This window comes from Acinetobacter radioresistens DSM 6976 = NBRC 102413 = CIP 103788 (assembly GCF_006757745.1).
Taxonomy (GTDB): Bacteria; Pseudomonadota; Gammaproteobacteria; order Pseudomonadales; family Moraxellaceae; genus Acinetobacter; species Acinetobacter radioresistens.
Genome location: NZ_AP019740.1, coordinates 2,447,914 through 2,465,144 on the forward strand (window position 1 = coordinate 2,447,914; position 17,231 = coordinate 2,465,144).

The window sequence follows — 17,231 nt, forward strand, 5'->3', positions numbered from 1 at the left end:
AAAACAAAAAACTATAATAAACAGGTAATTTTTTAACCATGAAGAAAAATAACAATGGAGTTTCTTTACTGGAACTCGTAGTTTGTATAGCGATTGTGGCAATTTTAGCTTCTTTTGCTATTCCTGCTTACCAAGAGTACCGAGCACAGCAGGAAGCCAAATCACTTCCACACTTATTAAACATGCAGATTATTCAAGCTAAAAATTATGCATTAACTTATCGTAATCAGATAGTTATCTGTTCAAGCCAGAACCTAGAGCAGTGTGAAGATGAGCAATGGAATAAAGGTTTACTCATCTTTATAGATACCAATAATGATAAGGAGCTTAATTCTAATGAAAAAATACTGTCTACAGTAATGCTTGATCTTGAGTATGGTCGACTAGATTGGCGAGGGGCTCTTAATAAACCGCGTTTGTTTTTTAAAGCAGATACCGGGCTACCGCGTGGTTCGAATGGTAGTTTTTTCTATTGTGCCAGCTCATCTGCCAGCCTAAATAAACGTTTAGTACTTAGTCCTATGGGCCACTTACGAGTAGAATCGTTAGCAAGTACTTGCTAAGAACTGTTCAGTCTAATGTTCACTAGTGTTTATTCTTTATTCATTAATTTTTTCTAAATATACTGCTCAAGATCAGTTATTTTTATAATGAAATAGTGGAGATTAGAACAATGGTAAACATCGTGATTCTTAACGGTGCGCGTACTGCGATGGGTGGTTTCCAAGGTTCACTCGCTACAAAGACTGCACCAGAATTGGGTGCAGCAGTAATTAAAGAAGCAGTTTCCCGTGCTGGGCTGCAGGCACACGACGTTGAAGAAGTCATTATGGGCTGCGTGCTTCCAGCAGGTTTAAAACAGGGCCCTGCTCGCCAGGCAATGCGTTTAGCTGGCATTCCAGATAGTACAGGCGCTGTTACTATTAATAAACTCTGTGGGTCAGGGATGAAAGCTGTAATGCAGGCCGCAGATATGATCAAAGCCGGTTCAGCAGACATTGTAGTTGCAGGCGGTATGGAGTCCATGACGAATGCGCCTTACCTTCTGCCAAAAGCCCGTGAAGGTTTTCGCATGGGTCATGGCGAAATCAAAGACCACATGTTTCTTGACGGCCTGGAAGATGCAGAAACTGGACGCCTGATGGGATCTTTTGCTCAGGATATGGCCAATGAGCGCGGTTATACACGTGAACAAATGGATGATTTTGCCATCCGCTCTTTAAAACGTGCTCAAACTGCGATTACTGAAGGTTATTTTAAAGATGAAATCGTCCCTGTAACTATTTCTAGCCGTAAAGGTGAGGCAGTAGTAGATCAGGATGAGCAGCCATTTAATGCCAATATTGATAAAATCCCGTCTTTGCGTCCGGCTTTTGCAAAAGATGGAACAATTACAGCAGCCAATGCCAGCTCAATTTCGGACGGAGCATCTGCGCTTGTTCTCTGCTCGGATGAAACTGCTAAGCAACGTGGTTTACAACCTTTAGCAAAGATTATTGCGAGCGCTTCAAACTCCCAGCACCCTTCTGAATTTACCATTGCGCCGGTAGGTGCAGTAAAAAAAGTTCTAGACAAGGCAGGCTGGACCGCGGCTGATGTCGATTTATGGGAAATTAATGAGGCATTCGCAATGGTTACCATGTGCCCAATCGATGAGTTTGGCCTTGATCCAGAAAAAGTAAATATTCATGGTGGTGCATGTGCTCTTGGTCATCCTGTAGGTTCTACCGGCTCACGTATTATTCTGACACTTATTCATGCCCTGAAACGTACAGGTGGACATAAAGGCATAGCTGCGTTATGTATTGGTGGCGGTGAGGCTACAGCTGTGGCAATTGAAATTCTTTAAAAATAATCAAATAAAAAATCCCGCTATTGCGGGATTTTTTATTTAGAAAAATAAACTTTTAATGAAGACGAATACTTCGAGGAGCAGGTAATTGCATTTCTCTAAATACTTCGGGTTGCTGTAAATACAGCTGATATAAATAGTTTTTAAGATCAAGTAAAAATTTTTCTGGTCGAACCAGAATATTTTGTCCCTCTGGTGTCAGATCTAAAGACAGATGTGTTTCATGTGCCCTCAAATAAGGCAGAACTTTTCCAATTAAATCTTTTAATGTAATTTCATGAATCTTATAGTTTTCCCACTGATCTTTTATTAACAATCTTGCCAGACTTCTACTTTGCCAGGCGGGAAATGCCTGCTGACCTGAAGGCGTTGCGCAGAGTGCCCATCCTTCATGATAAAGCGCAATAATCATACGTTGCGCAATAATATTTTGAATAAATTGCTGATAGTTCTCGAGCACCGAATAAGGTTTCTGCTGATTTTTTGATACAGTTTTACGCTGATAAGGGTTTTTCATAATTATTAGTTATATTAAGAATATTTTTAGATAATCTTAGGGGAACAAATAATGTTTTGCAACTGAAGAGGATATATGGTGGGCGCTGACGGGATCGAACCGCCGACATTCTGCTTGTAAGGCAGACGCTCTACCAACTGAGCTAAGCGCCCTGAGAAATAGCATAGCTATTAGAGATAGTAGCATAAGCAGTTATGCATATACACTGATTAATATCTTAATCTCAGGAAATTAGGATACCAAATTTTATAAAATGGCGCAGCGGACGGGGCTCGAACCCGCGACCCCCGGCGTGACAGGCCGGTATTCTAACCAACTGAACTACCGCTGCATTTGCACAATGTCGCTATTGTGGTACAAACTCTGAAATCTTAAGTGGCGCAGCGGACGGGGCTCGAACCCGCGACCCCCGGCGTGACAGGCCGGTATTCTAACCAACTGAACTACCGCTGCACGAAAGATCACAACATAAAGGCTTGGTGGGCGCTGACGGGATCGAACCGCCGACATTCTGCTTGTAAGGCAGACGCTCTACCAACTGAGCTAAGCGCCCTTTAGGTCTTCATCGTTTGTGAGGTGCATTATAGAGAATCCTCATCTGGTGTCAAACGCTTTTCTATCTGTTTTCATAAAAATACTTTCGAATGATTAAAAAATAGGTAAATTAAAGGAAAAACAATGTTTTTTGTATTTTATTTAAACATGTCTCTAAAAAATTAGAGGTGTTTATACAGACTATTTTTTATTTGTATCTGATAAACATAATGTGACTTATGTATTGTTTAAATCAATTCAAGTGGTGTTTCTGAGAGAAAAACTAAAGCCTGCTCGGGGATTAAATCAAAAAGCTCAATGATTTCTTCATTACGCATACGAATACAGCCATGTGACATCGGAATACCCATCGGCTCAGTATCTGGTGTACCATGAATATAAATATAGCGCTGGAAGGTATCCCGCCCTTCTCCCTGATTAAAACCTGGCTCAAGCCCATGTAACCAGAGTATGCGTGTTAGAATCCAGTCTCTTTGTGGGAACTGGGCAGCCAGTTCAGGACTATAAATCTCATCAGTAAACTGACGTGCAATAAACACTGAATTTTTAGGATGTTCCGCCCCAATTTTTTTTTCTATACGATGCCAACCTCGTGGAGTCTGGCCTGTATTTTCCTGCTCACCTACTCCATTTTTACCAGAAGAAATGGCATAACACTTTTTTAGTTTAGGAAGATGAAGCTTCTGCTGTGCCAGATCAATTAACAGATCTGCCTGATCCAAGGTATAGCTAGACATTTTTTACTCAATTTCTCCCGGTACTTTTTTTTCGATGGACTGTAAAGGTCGATCTTGAGGCTCAGGACGCATCCATAACCAGATGGCCACAACCAGCATAATGCCATCTGTAAAGATTTTGACAAGCAGTGGTGCATTAGTAAATAGCATCATAATACCGCTTATTAACATCATGATACTGGCCAGCCATTTTGCTTTACGCGGAACAGTGCCATTAGCTCTCCAAGCTCTGAGCGTTGACCCATATTTTGGATGATTCAGTAACCAGTTATCCATTTGTGGCCAGCCTTTAGACGCAGCCCATGCAGCAAGTATTAAAAACACTGTCGTTGGCATGCCGGGTAAAATTGCCCCTATCAGTCCAAGTACAATAAAAATCAGTACCAGACTTCGCCAAAACAATGTTCTCATATCTCTTTCCTAATCCCGCAATTGCGCTAGTATAAAGTGTTTTATATGCGCACTATATTTTTATTCTGCGCGTTTTCTTATGATATTTATGGGCGGACTATGTATATGTTTGGTGATCAGCAGGCTTATTTTGAACCATGGTTACAATTTAAGCATCCTGCCATACGTCAGCTGGCTTTTAGTCTAGCCAGTCCGAATATTCTTAAAAGCCTGCCACAAGAACTCATAATTAAGCATCATTTTAATTTGCATAGTGACCATATCTGGCAAAAATATTTCCAAGCCTATTTACCCCGTTTAAAACAGCTTGACCAGCAACCTGAACCACTTGAGCACTTCCTTCGACAGCTTAAAAGTACGCGCCTAGGACTACGTTTTGAAATGCTGATCTGGTTCTGGCTACTTGATCATGCATATCATCCATATCGTTTACTTGGACATAGCATCCAGATTATTGATGGACCAAAAACAATTGGTGAGCTGGATTTTTTAATTCTAAATACCGAAACGGGAAAAACAGAACATTGGGAAGTGGCTTTAAAATATTATCTGGCTGAAAGAGAACCTTCTTTGGCATCGTGGTTTGGTCTTAACCGTAGTGATACCTTATTACGCAAACTAAATCACTTTACGCAGAAACAGTTCCAGTTTGAAGAGGTATCAGGACATCTCATTCAAGAGCGCTACGCTATTCTCAAGGGACAACTTTACTTCCCCTTAAAAAACTGGCCTGACTCTTCTGAGCCCTTTTCAACCTGGATTAATTTATCTCGTAGATTTGGAGGATGGGCTGATTATATTCCCCAGCAAGACTACTATCGTCTACAGCGACAGGAGTGGTTATGTCCGGATCAGGTGCAAAGTTCGGACAGGGCTTTATGGTGGACTCAAGGTTTATATTATTCTGATCATGCATCTCCGCAGTTCTTTATGTACCGTCTACCTCCCTTACTCAAAACCTCTAATAATGTTTAAAAAATGCAATATAAATAAGTGATTTATCTTTTTCTGAAACATTTCATAACGTTTCTACTATCAAAACATAATGTTATTTATTAAGCATATTTTTTAGCCTGAGTGAACATCAAAATAAATCTAACTTGGAGATGATGATGAAAAAAATTTTAGCTGCTTCAATGTTTTTGGCAATTGTACTGACTGGTTGTAACACAGTAAAAGGCTTGGGCGAGGATGTTTCTAGTGCAGGAAGTGCTGTATCAAATACTGCAGAAGATACTAAACAAAAACTTTAATTTTGCTATCAGTTTTTCAAAAAACCTTATCTACGGATAGGGTTTCCTAATTTTATACAGACTAGGTTTGTTCTAATTAAACTCCCTTTCAATTACATATTCCCCTATTATATCGGCAAGTTTTAAAGACATTGATCTCCGGTATGACTTCATCATCAGACACTCTCGACCTTAGCCTGCAACTTTTGCGCCAGCCCTCAGTTACTCCTGTAGACCATAACTGCCAGAATATTATGGCTGAACGTTTATCAAAGGTCGGTTTTCATATAGAAAACATGCGCTTTGAAGACGTAGATAATTTATGGGCCCGTCGTGGTACTAAAGACCCAGTTTTCTGTTTTGCAGGACACACTGATGTGGTGCCCACTGGAAGCCTGGATGCCTGGAATTCTGATCCGTTTATTCCTGAAATACGTGATGGTAAGCTATATGGTCGTGGTAGTGCCGATATGAAAACAGCTCTGGCAGCGATGGTAATCGCTTCAGAACGTTTTGTTGCCAAGTATCCTGATCATAAAGGCTCAATTGCTTTTTTAATTACTTCTGATGAAGAAGGTCCTTCAATAAATGGGACCGTAAAGGTAGTAGAAACACTTGAGTCCCGTAATGAAAAAATGACCTGGTGTCTGGTGGGCGAGCCGTCTAGTACTCATCAGCTGGGTGATATCATTAAGAATGGTCGTAGGGGCTCTCTAAATGGTGTTTTAACTGTTAAGGGTAAACAGGGACATGTAGCATATCCACATCTGGCGATTAACCCGATTCATACAGCTTCTGCAGCGCTTGCAGAGCTATGTGAGACCGTATGGGACAGCGGGAATGAGTATTTTCCAGCAACCTCTTTCCAGATTTCCAATATCCAAGCTGGTACCGGTGCAACCAATGTAGTGCCTGGCACAATGACAGTTACATTTAATTTTCGTTATTCTACTGAAGTGACCGCAGATGAGCTTAAAGCACGAGTAATTGCTATTTTACAGTATCATCAGGTTGATTTTGATATTAAGTGGACCTTATCTGGCTTACCTTTCCTGACACCCGTGGGGGAGCTCGTAAACGCTGCTGTACAAGCGATACATGAGGTTAATGGTGTAGAAGCCAAGCTTTCAACCAGCGGTGGTACTTCAGATGGACGTTTTATTGCTCCAACTGGTGCACAGGTACTGGAGCTTGGGGTATTGAATGCCAGTATCCACCAAATTGATGAACACGTAAATGTAGACGATCTGGAACCGCTAGCAGAGATTTATGAAAAAATCCTGATACAGCTCCTGAGCTGATGAATATAAGATAAACAAAAAAGGAACCCTGTCGGTTCCTCTTTTGTTTCAAATGAATTTTTAGAATGTCTTATGACTTAACTGGTTTTGAATCTCGTTCAGGTTGGGAACCTGAAAAATCTGGTCTCCCATACGTACATACTGATAAATATTTGAATCATCAAAAGGCTGTTCTTCATCGACCACCTCTGAAATCCGCAGTCTGATAGTCTGAGGCATTTCATCACAGATCAAGGCAAAGCGCTGATCTACCTGCTCTCCTTCTATTACCAGTGCAACTGCTGTTTTAGCCGTAGGGCTATTTACCTTATAGACCGGAAGCTTAAAATCATGCCAATCAATATGATCGACGTTAATCGAACTATCAAGAGCAGACAATACAATATTCTGGGGTAGCAACATCGGTACCTGAGCATAGCATTGAATAATATAAGCATCGATAAAACCGGTCGATACTGTAATCAGGTGCTGTAACTCTTGTTGATCAATCTTTGCCAGAGTTGAATTCGCTTTGGTTTGACTCATCTTTTTTCTCCCGCGTTAGACCATAACCTCAAGTAACGCTTCAATATTGGCCAACAGGTCTGCTTCCTGGAAAGGTTTGCCCATATATTGCGTTGCTCCGAGTGCAAAAGCGCGCTCACGATGTTTCTCACCTGTACGTGAAGTAATCATAATAATTGGCATATTACGATGTACATCATGATGACGTACCAGATTAGTTACTTCAAAACCATCCATACGCGGCATTTCAATATCGAGCAGCATTAAATCAGGCTTAATACTTTCCAGCTGTTCAATCGCTTCAACACCATCTTTAGCGGTCACTACATCATAACCTTGACGCTCAAGCAATCGGCTGGTGACTTTGCGTACAGTGACTGAGTCATCAACGATCATAATCAGACGTCGTTCATCATTAAAGCGATGCAACTCACGAGATTCTTTTACTTCCTTGACACGTAATGAAGACTGTACCTGACGAGCAATATACTGCCCATCCAGAATGAGACAAACCTGTCCATCACCCAAAATTGTTGCACCAGCTACTGCACCTACGCTAGCCAGCTGTTGACCCACTGGTTTCACCACAATTTGTGCACGAGATCCGACCAGCTGGTCAACTAGTAACGCTACTGTCTGGCCACTGCTCCCTTTAATCAGCAGTACCGGCAGAGAGTGGGCTATACCGGTAAGACGAGGCAGAGACTGATTTGCTACAAACTCTGAAAGATAACGCAGCTTATAATACATATTGTCGATACGGAAAGTATCTTCTTTGCCAGCAAAATAGTCTTCCAGCATAGAAGGAGAGATACGCACAATACGTTCAATCTGCGCCAATGGTACAGCATATTGCTGGTCACCTGCTTTAACCATCAGGGCATCACTGATTGCTACTGTAGTTGGTACACGAATCGTAAATGTTGTACCCTGCCCCTGTACAGACTCGACCGTCACGTGACCACCCATCGCCTTGATACTGCTCTGTACCACATCCAGCCCTACACCACGACCAGAAATCTGGGTAATTTCTGCTGCAGTGCTTAAACCTGGATGGAAAATCAACTGGGCCAGCTCTTCAGCTTCCAGTTTTTGTTCCGCTCCAATCAGGCCTCGCTCTAGTGCTTTATTTTTCAGCTTGTCAAGATTAATACCTTGGCCATCATCTGTAAAAGTAATGATGACATCTGTACCTTGGCGATTAATATTTAGCTCAATACGGCCACTTTCAGGTTTCCCTTGCTTGAGACGCTGCTCAATGGTTTCAATACCATGATCAATTGCATTTCGCAGCATATGTTCAAGCGGGGTGACCAGTCGCTCTAAAATATTGCGGTCCAGCTCTCCTTCAGTGTTTTGAACAACGAGTTCTGCAGGACGGTTTAGTGCTGAAGAGGTCTGCCGTGCTATGCGCTGTAAACGCGGTAATAATCGAGAAAAGGGTACCAGACGGGTCCGCATCAGGTTTTCCTGAATCTCTGCCTGAATCCTTGACTGCTGTAATAGCAGACCTTCAGTATCACGTATTTTTTCAGATAATGTGGTTTTAAAGTCAAGTAAGTCAGATGCTGACTCAGCCAGTGATTTGGATAACTGATTTAGCGAAGAATACTGATCCATTTCTAAAGGATCAAAATCACTATAACGTGAATTCTCTGTACCATGCTTAGCAATAATCTGACTCTCAAGCTCACCCTCCATACGGCGTAACTGGTCAGCCAGTCGTTGAATAGCCAGTTCCATGTCGGAAAGAATAGAACCGACCTGTCCCACATCCATTTCAATACGGGAACGGTTGATGGAGTTTTCACCTGCAAGATCAATCATTTTCTCAACCAGATCGGCTGAAATCCGGATCATTTCATTATTTTCAGTCCGCTCTGTATTGTCCCATTCACCCATCATGGAAGGCGGTTCAGTACCATCACCATGCACGAATTCAAACAGACTGCCATCAGCTACGATATTATCTGCAGGAATCTGATTGATGAGCTGAGCAGGAATTTCAGTAAACTGGATCGAGTCCAAGCTGTGCTTCAAACTGTCAAAGTTTTCATACTGCTCTTTGAAGATAGCATTTTCCAACCAGCGTAAAGCAGTATGTAAAAGCGGGTCATAAACACTAGTGGTAAGATTGTGCAGACCAAATTGTTCAAAAGTATTTTCCAGCGCATAAGCAATCACGGCTACCGGCTCAAGCTCGGCCATCCGTGCGCCGCCCTTAAGACTATGAGCATTCCGTTGCAGCTGTAGTAACAGACTCCGGTTACTGCGCTCTTCTACCCATTGATCTAGTAATTTATGAGCGGTCTGTAACAGCTCTTCGGCTTCCTCGAGAAAAACTTCTTCAACAATTGATCTTACCTGTTCATTTGTTTGTAACTCTTCGGAATGCTCAGCGATTTCCGCATCCGCAAGTGTACAATCAGTTATATCTGATTCAATATTTTGACTCGACTCGGACAGCTTCTCTTCTGCTACTTTTGGCTCAGCCGTAGTCACTAATACACCAGTGCTGATCGACTCAATATTTTTGAGGATTTCAATAGTTGCTGGCGCCGGGTAGTCAATCTGCTGTTCACGTAGTATCTGGATGCGTTCTGCCAGCTCATCCTGTACCAGCCGGATAATACTCATCAGTACAGTAGAGACCTGAACCTGCCCGTTAATAATTCTCTGATAAATGCTTTCCAGCTCATGTGCAATTAATCCCATATGGGTGGCCTGCACCATGTTTGCACCACCTTTTAAGGTATGCAAATAACGCATTAGATTGTTCAGAGCAGTAACTTGGCCTGATTCTTTTGTCCAACTGTTCAGGTCACTATCCATACCAGCCAGTAATTCTTCGGCCTCTTCCAAGAAGATATCGCGCAGATCAGCATCAGCAACCTGATTACTATGTTCAGAATGCATCAGCGCTTTATCAGCCGCTATACGTGCTGAAAGCGCTCCCAGGTTGAAAGTATGTTGCAAAACTGCTACGTCAACCGGAGCCTCAAAAGGCTCAGTAACAGTGGACAACTCATCTACCTGTTGTATTTCTTGCTGTACAAATGCAGATAATTCTTCAAGCAGACTTTGATGAGCCGGGCTCAGGCTGACACGCTGTCCCGCTGCAAGCGTATCAAACAGATAAATCAGCTGCTGATGAGCTTGAGTATAAAGTTCATATGCATAATCAAGATTTAATAGCTGTGGCTTTGCCAAGAGCTGCTGATAGCTCTGAAGTAGTTCTAACGTAAAATCATATACACCTTGGGAGGCACGGTTTCGTGTATGTTCAACCAGTTCCTGTGCCTGCTGTACCAAAAGCTGTAAATATTCTGGATATTCGGTACGGGTACGCTGATCAAACTCGAACTCGGCATCTAGTAACTGGTTGATCTCAAGCTCGAGGAGCCTTGAAACCAGACCTTGAGGGTTCACGAGATCATCCACAGGTTCTTGATGAAATCCGTAGTTTTCCCAAGCATGATTAAAGGTCTGATAAACCCGTTCCAACTGTTCTATATTACATTCCTGTTTTAGAATGTAGAGATAATCCCTTACAAATTCAGCATAATGAGTAAGTAAAGCGGTTTCATTTGAAGTAGATACCAGCTCATCTTGCAGCATGGTTTTAAACAGATTTTCAATTTTACTACTTGCTTCAAATATGTGTTCTACCTGAGCCATGGCCGAGCTGCCACGCAAAGTATGTAAAGCGCGGATTAGAGCATTATAATTACTGCCCTGTTCATTATTATTCAAGAACTCATCAATAGTTGCCAGATGTTCTTCCGACTCTTCAAGAAAGATCGCCAGTGTCTCGGCAGTTAGTGAATCAAATTCCTCGTGAATTTCAAGCTTCTCTACACCTAGTGGTGGTAGAGTCTCTGCTGTATGTTCCACCAGCTCAAGCCCGGTGACTGTCTCAGGCGAACATAAGGTCCAGCTAAGCTCCAGCAATTCCTCAAGTGCCGGTTCAAGACTGCCATGCTGTTGCAGTTGTTGCCCGATCAATACGAGGGGACGCAAATCAATCGCATGAGGCTGACTATTTTTAAAGTTATAAAATAACTTGTATTTGTAAATCTTAAAGACTAATTCTACATAACGACTGATCGCCAGGGTAAAAGCCTGTGTTTTAGCAATTATTCGATTCAAGAGATCTTCAACCGTCCAAGCCAACTCGCCGGAACTTTTAGCTCCTACCATCCGGCCGGAGCCTTTTAAGGTATGAAAATAACGGCGAATACTGGTCAGCTTGTCCTGCTGCTCAGGCTGCTGTATCAAAATATCCAAATCAGTAAAGATTTCTTCTAGTTCTTCAACAAAAATTTCAAGAATCTCTGCATCTTGGTCAAGATAGCTATCTTCAGGAAGAGTCGTTGTTCCAATCAAGTCTTTTAGTATTTGTTTCATAGCTAAAACTTCTTCGTTTCTTCTACCAAGACCGGCAGAAAACTATTTTGTAACCATCATGCAAGACGTTACTTTCGAACACGAATTCATCTTGTCGATGCGCTTAGTGCCTGTGACAGCAACCTGCTTCAGGGGCTGCTGTCTGGTTTTCTATTTTTATTGAGATTATTCAGGCAGTTTAAAGTCAGTTACAGATTCACGTAGTGACTCTGCCATACTGGCCAGCTCTGATACTGAACGTGCAGTATCGAAAGTAGCGCTGGTGGTCTGCGAGGTAATTTCCTGTACGATACTCATGGTACTAGAAATATGACCTGCTGAAGCAGCCTGTAACTTTGCAGCATCAGAAATGCTCGCAATCAGTTTTGCCAGATCGCCTGATACTTTCTGAATTTCATCCAGTGCAATACCCGCATCTTTTGCCAGATTGGCACCGCGTACTACCTCGGCTGTGGTCTGCTCCATCGAGATTACTGCTTCATTGGTATCGGCCTGAATGGTTTTTACCAGTGTCTCGATCTGTTTCGTTGCAGAGGTTGAGCGCTCTGCAAGACGCTGTACTTCATCGGCAACCACAGCAAAGCCACGGCCTGCTTCACCAGCCATCGATGCCTGAATAGCCGCATTCAATGCCAGAATGTTTGTCTGGTCTGCAATATCATTGATGAGGGAAACGATATTACCAATTTCCTGAGAAGACTCACCCAGACGCTTAATACGCTTTGATGTTTCCTGAATCTGTTCACGGATGGTATCCATCCCTTCAATAGAACGGTTTACAACATCTGCACCATTAGAAGCAATCTGTACTGAGCGCTGTGCAACCTCGGCAGATTCAGAAGCATTGGCAGATACCTGGTCAATTGAGGTTGCCATTTCACTGATTGCACTGGAAGCGCCGGCAATTTCCTGAGCCTGATGTTCTGAAGCCTCAGCCAGCTGGTTAGTAATATTCTGCGTATTTTGGGTATAACGTGATACTTCTTGCGAGGTTTCATTGATACGTGATACCAGATCACGTAGCTGGTCGATCGCAAAGTTAATCGAATCCGCAATCGCACCAGTAAAGTCTTCAGATACGGTTGCATAAGAACGCAAGTCACCATCTGCAAGATCTGCAATTTCATCCAGCAGACGTAAAATTGCATTCTGGTTACGGTCGTATTCGTCCTGTAGGCGGGTCACACGCTGTTTATCCGTCGCTCCCCGCAGTGCCAGAAGTTTAATTACAGAGAAGATCAAGGCAGCAATTGACGCCAGCAGCAGAATTGCAAGAGCCACTTCTGCCCAGTTACTACTTGCCGACTCAGTCAGTTTGTTTAGAGCTGCCAGCAGTTCGTCAGATTGAGAGAAAATTTGTGCTGATGCCTGACGGACCTGAACAATCTGGTTGGAGTTATTTAGAACTGTCGCTGCAGCAGATTTTAAGACCGCATTATACTCATCTTGAATATTGGTTAGAGATTCACGTAATGCAGGGTCATTAATACGCTCTACACCTAGCTCACTACTGCCGTTCAGCTGTGCATTGAGATAAGTACCGAAAGTTTCAGTATCAGCATTGAAGTCGTCTGCAGATTCACGTGAGCTGTCATTACCTACAAGTACGGAACTGATCGAACGCAAGATACGTTCTGCAATAAATACCTGGTTTTTAGCAATAACTACCTGGCTACTACTCATATTTTGTCGTGCCATCTGGTCGACTAGCAGGTTATATTCTGCCTGAATACCTGGAATGGTTTCAGAAATAGCAATATTGGTATCGTAGAGTTTGTTAATAATTTTCTGCTGGCTGGTAATCTGGTCAATATTTCGAGATACCGCATTCCAGGTCTGTTCAACCTGCCGAACCTCGGCATCAGTTGAGCCATGAATATCCTGTACAGTTTCTAGGTTTTCAGCAAAGCGCGCCTGTGACTGTGACAGGGTTTTAATGGACTCAGGCGTTCCAGAAGCAGTCGCCTCGGTTGCTTGACGGGAAATAGTTTGCGACAGTAGACGCAATTCACCCAAACTACGAGTTAACTCATTATGACGAGGTACGCTATAGAATAAAAACAGTAAAAGAATAACGGATAGAATTAAAGATAATGCTGCCCCATAAATAAACGGTTTAGATTTGGAACTATCTCCAAATAACCGTGCAAAGTCTTCGACTTGTGTCTGTATTTTGGTTAAAAACGCATTACTGCTGTGAGCAGCACCGCTTTCTCCCGTATTTTTCTTTTTGAGTTTAAAGCCCATACAGCCTCTCCCCTGAAAACGCTTTTATTGAGTAGGCGCGTCAAATTAGTTTATAAATTTTGTAGATGCGTTCATGTACTGTGAGTCTTTCAATAAACGGCTGAATAAAAACACATGCCAATGCTGGTTATGCTGATAAAAATAACCCTGACAATATGGATTTAACTGATCCTCCAGCCCGTCATTCTTTGAAAAAAAACTTTGTTTGTTAAAATGCTGAATCCCCAAAACCCGATCGACCACCACACCCACATATTGTTCATTATGACTAATGCAGAGTACTTTTTGAGTAGGTGAGAAATTGCTGCGTTGTCCAGATATAAACTGTGCCAAGTCAGCCACACAAAGTAGTCTTCCCCGAATATTAGCCAGTCCACGGACCCAAGGCTGAGTATTAGGGACTGCGGTATACTTTGGAGGATAAATAACCTCAGAAACCTCCCCAAGTGGAGCAACAAAATATTGCCCCAGCATTTCAAAAGCAATACCTGACCACCGGTTTACTTCATTATTGCTGGCAGCATAGCTACGGTTGCCACGCTTTGCCAGCCGAAGTAATTCGATAAATCCATTTGCTGCCATAGCACTATCCTGCGTTGAGGTATTGTTGGATTACTTCGATTAGTTTATTTTCATCAACAGGTTTGGTTAGATAGTCACGGGCGCCTTGACGCTTGCCCCAAACCCGGTCAGTTGCCTGGTCTTTTGTACTGACAATGACCACCGGGATATCTTTAGTTGTTTCACCACGAGCAATCTGACGAGTTGCCTGAAAACCGTTAACACCCGGCATCACCACATCCATCAATACCAGGTCCGGTAATTCTGCCTGGGCAATAGTTACCCCATCTGCACCATTAGTCGCTTCAAGAACCTCATAACCATGCTTGGTCAAGATCTCTTTAAAACGGAAAGTTTCGGTAGGTGAGTCATCAACAATCAAGATACGAGCCATTTTCTTCCCCAAGTTCTTTTTCTAGACACTGACATGATTACGTATTGCATTGAGCAATTCGTCTTTACTAAACGGTTTGGTCAGATATTCATCCGAACCCACTACACGACCTTTAGCCTGATCAAATAGCCCATCTTTACTAGACAGCATAATGACCGGTATATTCTGATAATTTTGTGAGTTTTTAATCAGTGCACAGGTCTGGTAACCATCTAGACGCGGCATCATGATATCGACAAAGACAATATCAGGATTGGCTTCGGCAATCTTGGACAATGCTTCAAAACCATCAACTGCAGTAATTACCTCACAGCCCTCACGTTGCAGCAAAGTTTCTGCTGTACGGCGAATAGTTTTTGAATCATCGATTACCATAACCTTAAGGTTTTGAAATTTGTCTTCCATCTAATCGGCCTTCCCGCTTATTCAACATAATATTTGACGGATTAATTTTTACAGTTATTCAACTTTTTTAACATAAATTTACTTGTATTTCCAATGAACATTTTAAGTATAGCTTTACAGAGTGTCATTTAAATCAATAAGATAATTTATGTTTTTATCAGAAACTGGTTTTTTTTGCCTATACCGTATTTTTAACTGCAAAAATCAGCTCTAATATAACAATTTTATTACTGAAAGATAAGTGCTTCGGTCCAGTGTGTTGGGGAATTTTATGGTGTTACATGCTATAGCTAAAAGTTGCTGGATACGAACGAAAAATATAACCCGTGAGTTTTTGATGGTTTGCAGCCTGAGCTGCCTGACTATTCCAGTCATTGCAAATGTCACTGAAACACCTAAAGCGGTGTGGTACCGTTATTATGATAATAATGGTATTGCCAATATTAGTACCTCGGTGACACCGACCCATATTCGTTATGGATATGAAGCACTAGATCAGAATATGCAGGTTATTCAACGCAGTCGGCCCTACAATGTAGATAAAGACATAAAGCAGGCTCCACAGCGCGCTGTTCAGGCCCGAGAGCGTGAACAGGACCTAAAACTTAAAAGAGCATATACCAACAGCCGAGTAGCTCAGGCTAAACGTGATGAACATTTAGCTAACCTCAAAAAACAGCTTAGTTTTCAACAAGACCAGCTTCGACAATTACAGAGTGACCGGATCTATTTTAAACGGCAGGAAATGGATTATTTAAGGAAAGGCCAACCTGTACCTGCTGTCTTGAAAAATAGTCTGAACAGCAATTATCAGAATCTTGTTCTCATTAAAAATAATATTACTTCTTTACAAACGAACTATCGCAATACCCAAGCCCAATACGACAGAATTATCTCACGTTTAAAAGCCATTGAATAATGTAAGCTTTTTAGAGAAAAATAATTTAAAAGCATTATGCTGAACATAAGGATGAATATGCATGCGAGTAGCAACGCGTATATTGACTCTGCCTACTCTTGACCTTATTCCCAGAATAAGCCTGTTATGTCTCTGTCTGGCCTTAATAGCCTGTGACAGGTCAGAACCTGTTGCAACACCGACCGAAGCCACTAAAATTGAACTGATTCCTCAAGATCTGATTCCGGTTAAAAGTGGTACTTTATTTAATAGAACGGCTTTTACCGGAACAATTAAAGCTGTAAATCAAAGCTCAATTCAGGCGCAAATTACAGCAACTGCCACTCAAGTGAATGCATCCGTAGGTCAGTCTGTTCATAAAGGCCAAGTGCTAGTGCGGCTTAATAATCAGGATAATGCTGCCAGACTGGCTCAAGCACAAGCTAATTTAGCCTCTACCCGTGCTCAGGCTGAACAGAGCCGTTTAATGGTAGAACGTAAACGTCGCCTGTTTAATCAAGGATTTATCTCCAAGGTAGAGTATGAGGAAGCCCAGGTTGACTATAAAGGTCAGCAGGAAAACGTCAGAGCTCAACAGGCGAATGTAGATATTGCACAAAAAGCTGACCGAGACGGTATTTTACGCAGTCCGATTTCAGGTGTAATTACTGCACGCCAAGTGGAGCCGGGCCAGACAGTGAGCGCCGGTCAGACCTTATTTGAAATTGTTGATCCTAGCCAGCTGGAAATACAGGCATCCTTACCAGCTGATCAGCAGCAGGCCTTGAAAGTCGGCCAGAAAATCGAATACCAGATTCAGGGTAACTCGGCGCAGCTCACTGCAACCTTAAGCCGGATTTCACCAATTGCTAATCAGGTCAGCCGCCAGATTGAGTTCTTTGCAAGACCAAATGAAGCCATTCAGTCCCTAAGTATTGGTGCTTTTGTTGAAGGTTATATCATTAGCAGTAACCAGCTTCAGGGTCAGCTTATACCTCTAGATGTGATTCAGAGCATAGACCAGAGCCCATATGTCTGGGCTATCCGCAATAATCGTATTACCAAGGTTCCCCTTACTCTTCTGCGTCAAGACTTCAGCAATAATACGGCTGTGGTAAAAGGACTGCAAAATACGGATGTGGTCAGCCGGGTCCAGCTTTCCAATGATCAGGTTAACCAGCCGGTCAGTATCAGCAAGCCTGCATCATAA

Annotated in this window: 16 protein-coding genes and 4 tRNA genes; 7 read left to right on the forward strand and 13 right to left on the reverse strand. The window is 42.4% G+C overall.

All coding sequences use genetic code 11. The features are described 5' to 3' along the window. The first annotated feature begins 38 nt into the window (after positions 1-38). Both ACRAD_RS11485 and ACRAD_RS11490 read left to right on the forward strand, forming a co-directional pair. Entirely contained in the window at positions 39-563 is a 525-nt protein-coding gene (locus ACRAD_RS11485; RefSeq protein ID WP_005027608.1) for a type IV pilin protein, read from the forward strand. 110 nt (positions 564-673) lie between these two features. Then, positions 674-1,849 (forward strand): thiolase family protein, encoded by a 1,176-nt coding sequence (locus ACRAD_RS11490; RefSeq protein ID WP_005027610.1) that lies wholly within the window; start codon positions 674-676, stop codon positions 1,847-1,849. A gap of 58 nt (positions 1,850-1,907) precedes the next feature. Here the strand turns inward: ACRAD_RS11490 and ACRAD_RS11495 are convergent, their stop codons facing one another. From ACRAD_RS11495 to ACRAD_RS11525, 7 genes are all read right to left on the reverse strand, one after another. Further along, positions 1,908-2,369, reverse strand: a complete 462-nt coding sequence (locus ACRAD_RS11495; RefSeq protein ID WP_005027612.1) for a DUF2750 domain-containing protein — start codon at positions 2,367-2,369, stop codon at positions 1,908-1,910. A 76-nt stretch (positions 2,370-2,445) separates the two neighbouring features. Further along, positions 2,446-2,521: transfer RNA gene (locus ACRAD_RS11500), tRNA-Val, on the reverse strand. 102 nt (positions 2,522-2,623) lie between these two features. Beyond that, positions 2,624-2,700: transfer RNA gene (locus ACRAD_RS11505), tRNA-Asp, on the reverse strand. Positions 2,701-2,745: 45 nt separating this feature from the next. Then, positions 2,746-2,822 (reverse strand) — tRNA-Asp (locus tag ACRAD_RS11510). A 24-nt stretch (positions 2,823-2,846) separates the two neighbouring features. Beyond that, positions 2,847-2,922, reverse strand: a tRNA-Val gene (locus ACRAD_RS11515). A gap of 229 nt (positions 2,923-3,151) precedes the next feature. Beyond that, on the reverse strand, positions 3,152-3,661 hold the full coding sequence (gene elsL, locus ACRAD_RS11520) for a cell wall-recycling L,D-carboxypeptidase ElsL (RefSeq protein ID WP_005027614.1): 510 nt from the start codon (positions 3,659-3,661) through the stop codon (positions 3,152-3,154). A 3-nt stretch (positions 3,662-3,664) separates the two neighbouring features. Beyond that, positions 3,665-4,072 carry a YbaN family protein gene (locus tag ACRAD_RS11525; protein WP_005027615.1) on the reverse strand — a complete coding sequence of 136 codons (408 nt, stop codon included), beginning with the start codon at positions 4,070-4,072 and terminating at the stop codon, positions 3,665-3,667. A 105-nt stretch (positions 4,073-4,177) separates the two neighbouring features. Here ACRAD_RS11525 and ACRAD_RS11530 point away from each other — a divergent pair, with 105 nt between their 5' ends. The 3 genes from ACRAD_RS11530 (at position 4,178) to dapE (ending at position 6,605) form a co-directional block, all read left to right on the forward strand. Further along, complete coding sequence (locus tag ACRAD_RS11530) at positions 4,178-5,047, forward strand: DUF1853 family protein (protein WP_005027617.1); 870 nt, start codon at positions 4,178-4,180, stop codon at positions 5,045-5,047. Positions 5,048-5,184: 137 nt separating this feature from the next. Beyond that, positions 5,185-5,325, forward strand: coding sequence for an entericidin A/B family lipoprotein (locus ACRAD_RS11535; protein ID WP_005018775.1), 141 nt, complete (start codon positions 5,185-5,187; stop codon positions 5,323-5,325). Positions 5,326-5,468: 143 nt separating this feature from the next. Beyond that, entirely contained in the window at positions 5,469-6,605 is a 1,137-nt protein-coding gene (gene dapE / locus ACRAD_RS11540; protein WP_005027619.1) for a succinyl-diaminopimelate desuccinylase, read from the forward strand. Positions 6,606-6,665: 60 nt separating this feature from the next. Here the strand turns inward: dapE and ACRAD_RS11545 are convergent, their stop codons facing one another. From ACRAD_RS11545 to pilG, 6 genes are all read right to left on the reverse strand, one after another. Then, on the reverse strand, positions 6,666-7,130 hold the full coding sequence (locus tag ACRAD_RS11545) for a hypothetical protein (RefSeq protein WP_005027621.1): 465 nt from the start codon (positions 7,128-7,130) through the stop codon (positions 6,666-6,668). Between the two features lie 15 nt (positions 7,131-7,145). Then, positions 7,146-11,516 (reverse strand): hybrid sensor histidine kinase/response regulator, encoded by a 4,371-nt coding sequence (locus tag ACRAD_RS11550; protein WP_005027622.1) that lies wholly within the window; start codon positions 11,514-11,516, stop codon positions 7,146-7,148. Between the two features lie 165 nt (positions 11,517-11,681). Continuing rightward, complete coding sequence (locus ACRAD_RS11555; RefSeq protein ID WP_005018770.1) at positions 11,682-13,763, reverse strand: methyl-accepting chemotaxis protein; 2,082 nt, start codon at positions 13,761-13,763, stop codon at positions 11,682-11,684. A gap of 45 nt (positions 13,764-13,808) precedes the next feature. Continuing rightward, a complete protein-coding gene (locus ACRAD_RS11560; protein ID WP_005018769.1) occupies positions 13,809-14,345 on the reverse strand; it encodes a chemotaxis protein CheW in 537 nt (178 codons plus the stop codon). A gap of 4 nt (positions 14,346-14,349) precedes the next feature. Next, positions 14,350-14,718 (reverse strand): response regulator, encoded by a 369-nt coding sequence (locus tag ACRAD_RS11565; protein ID WP_005018768.1) that lies wholly within the window; start codon positions 14,716-14,718, stop codon positions 14,350-14,352. A 21-nt stretch (positions 14,719-14,739) separates the two neighbouring features. Further along, positions 14,740-15,123, reverse strand: a complete 384-nt coding sequence (gene pilG / locus ACRAD_RS11570; RefSeq protein WP_005018759.1) for a twitching motility response regulator PilG — start codon at positions 15,121-15,123, stop codon at positions 14,740-14,742. Between the two features lie 337 nt (positions 15,124-15,460). Between pilG and ACRAD_RS11575 the strand changes: the two genes are divergently transcribed. Then, entirely contained in the window at positions 15,461-16,042 is a 582-nt protein-coding gene (locus ACRAD_RS11575) for a hypothetical protein (RefSeq protein WP_005027625.1), read from the forward strand. Between the two features lie 61 nt (positions 16,043-16,103). Beyond that, complete coding sequence (locus tag ACRAD_RS11580; RefSeq protein WP_005027627.1) at positions 16,104-17,231, forward strand: efflux RND transporter periplasmic adaptor subunit; 1,128 nt, start codon at positions 16,104-16,106, stop codon at positions 17,229-17,231.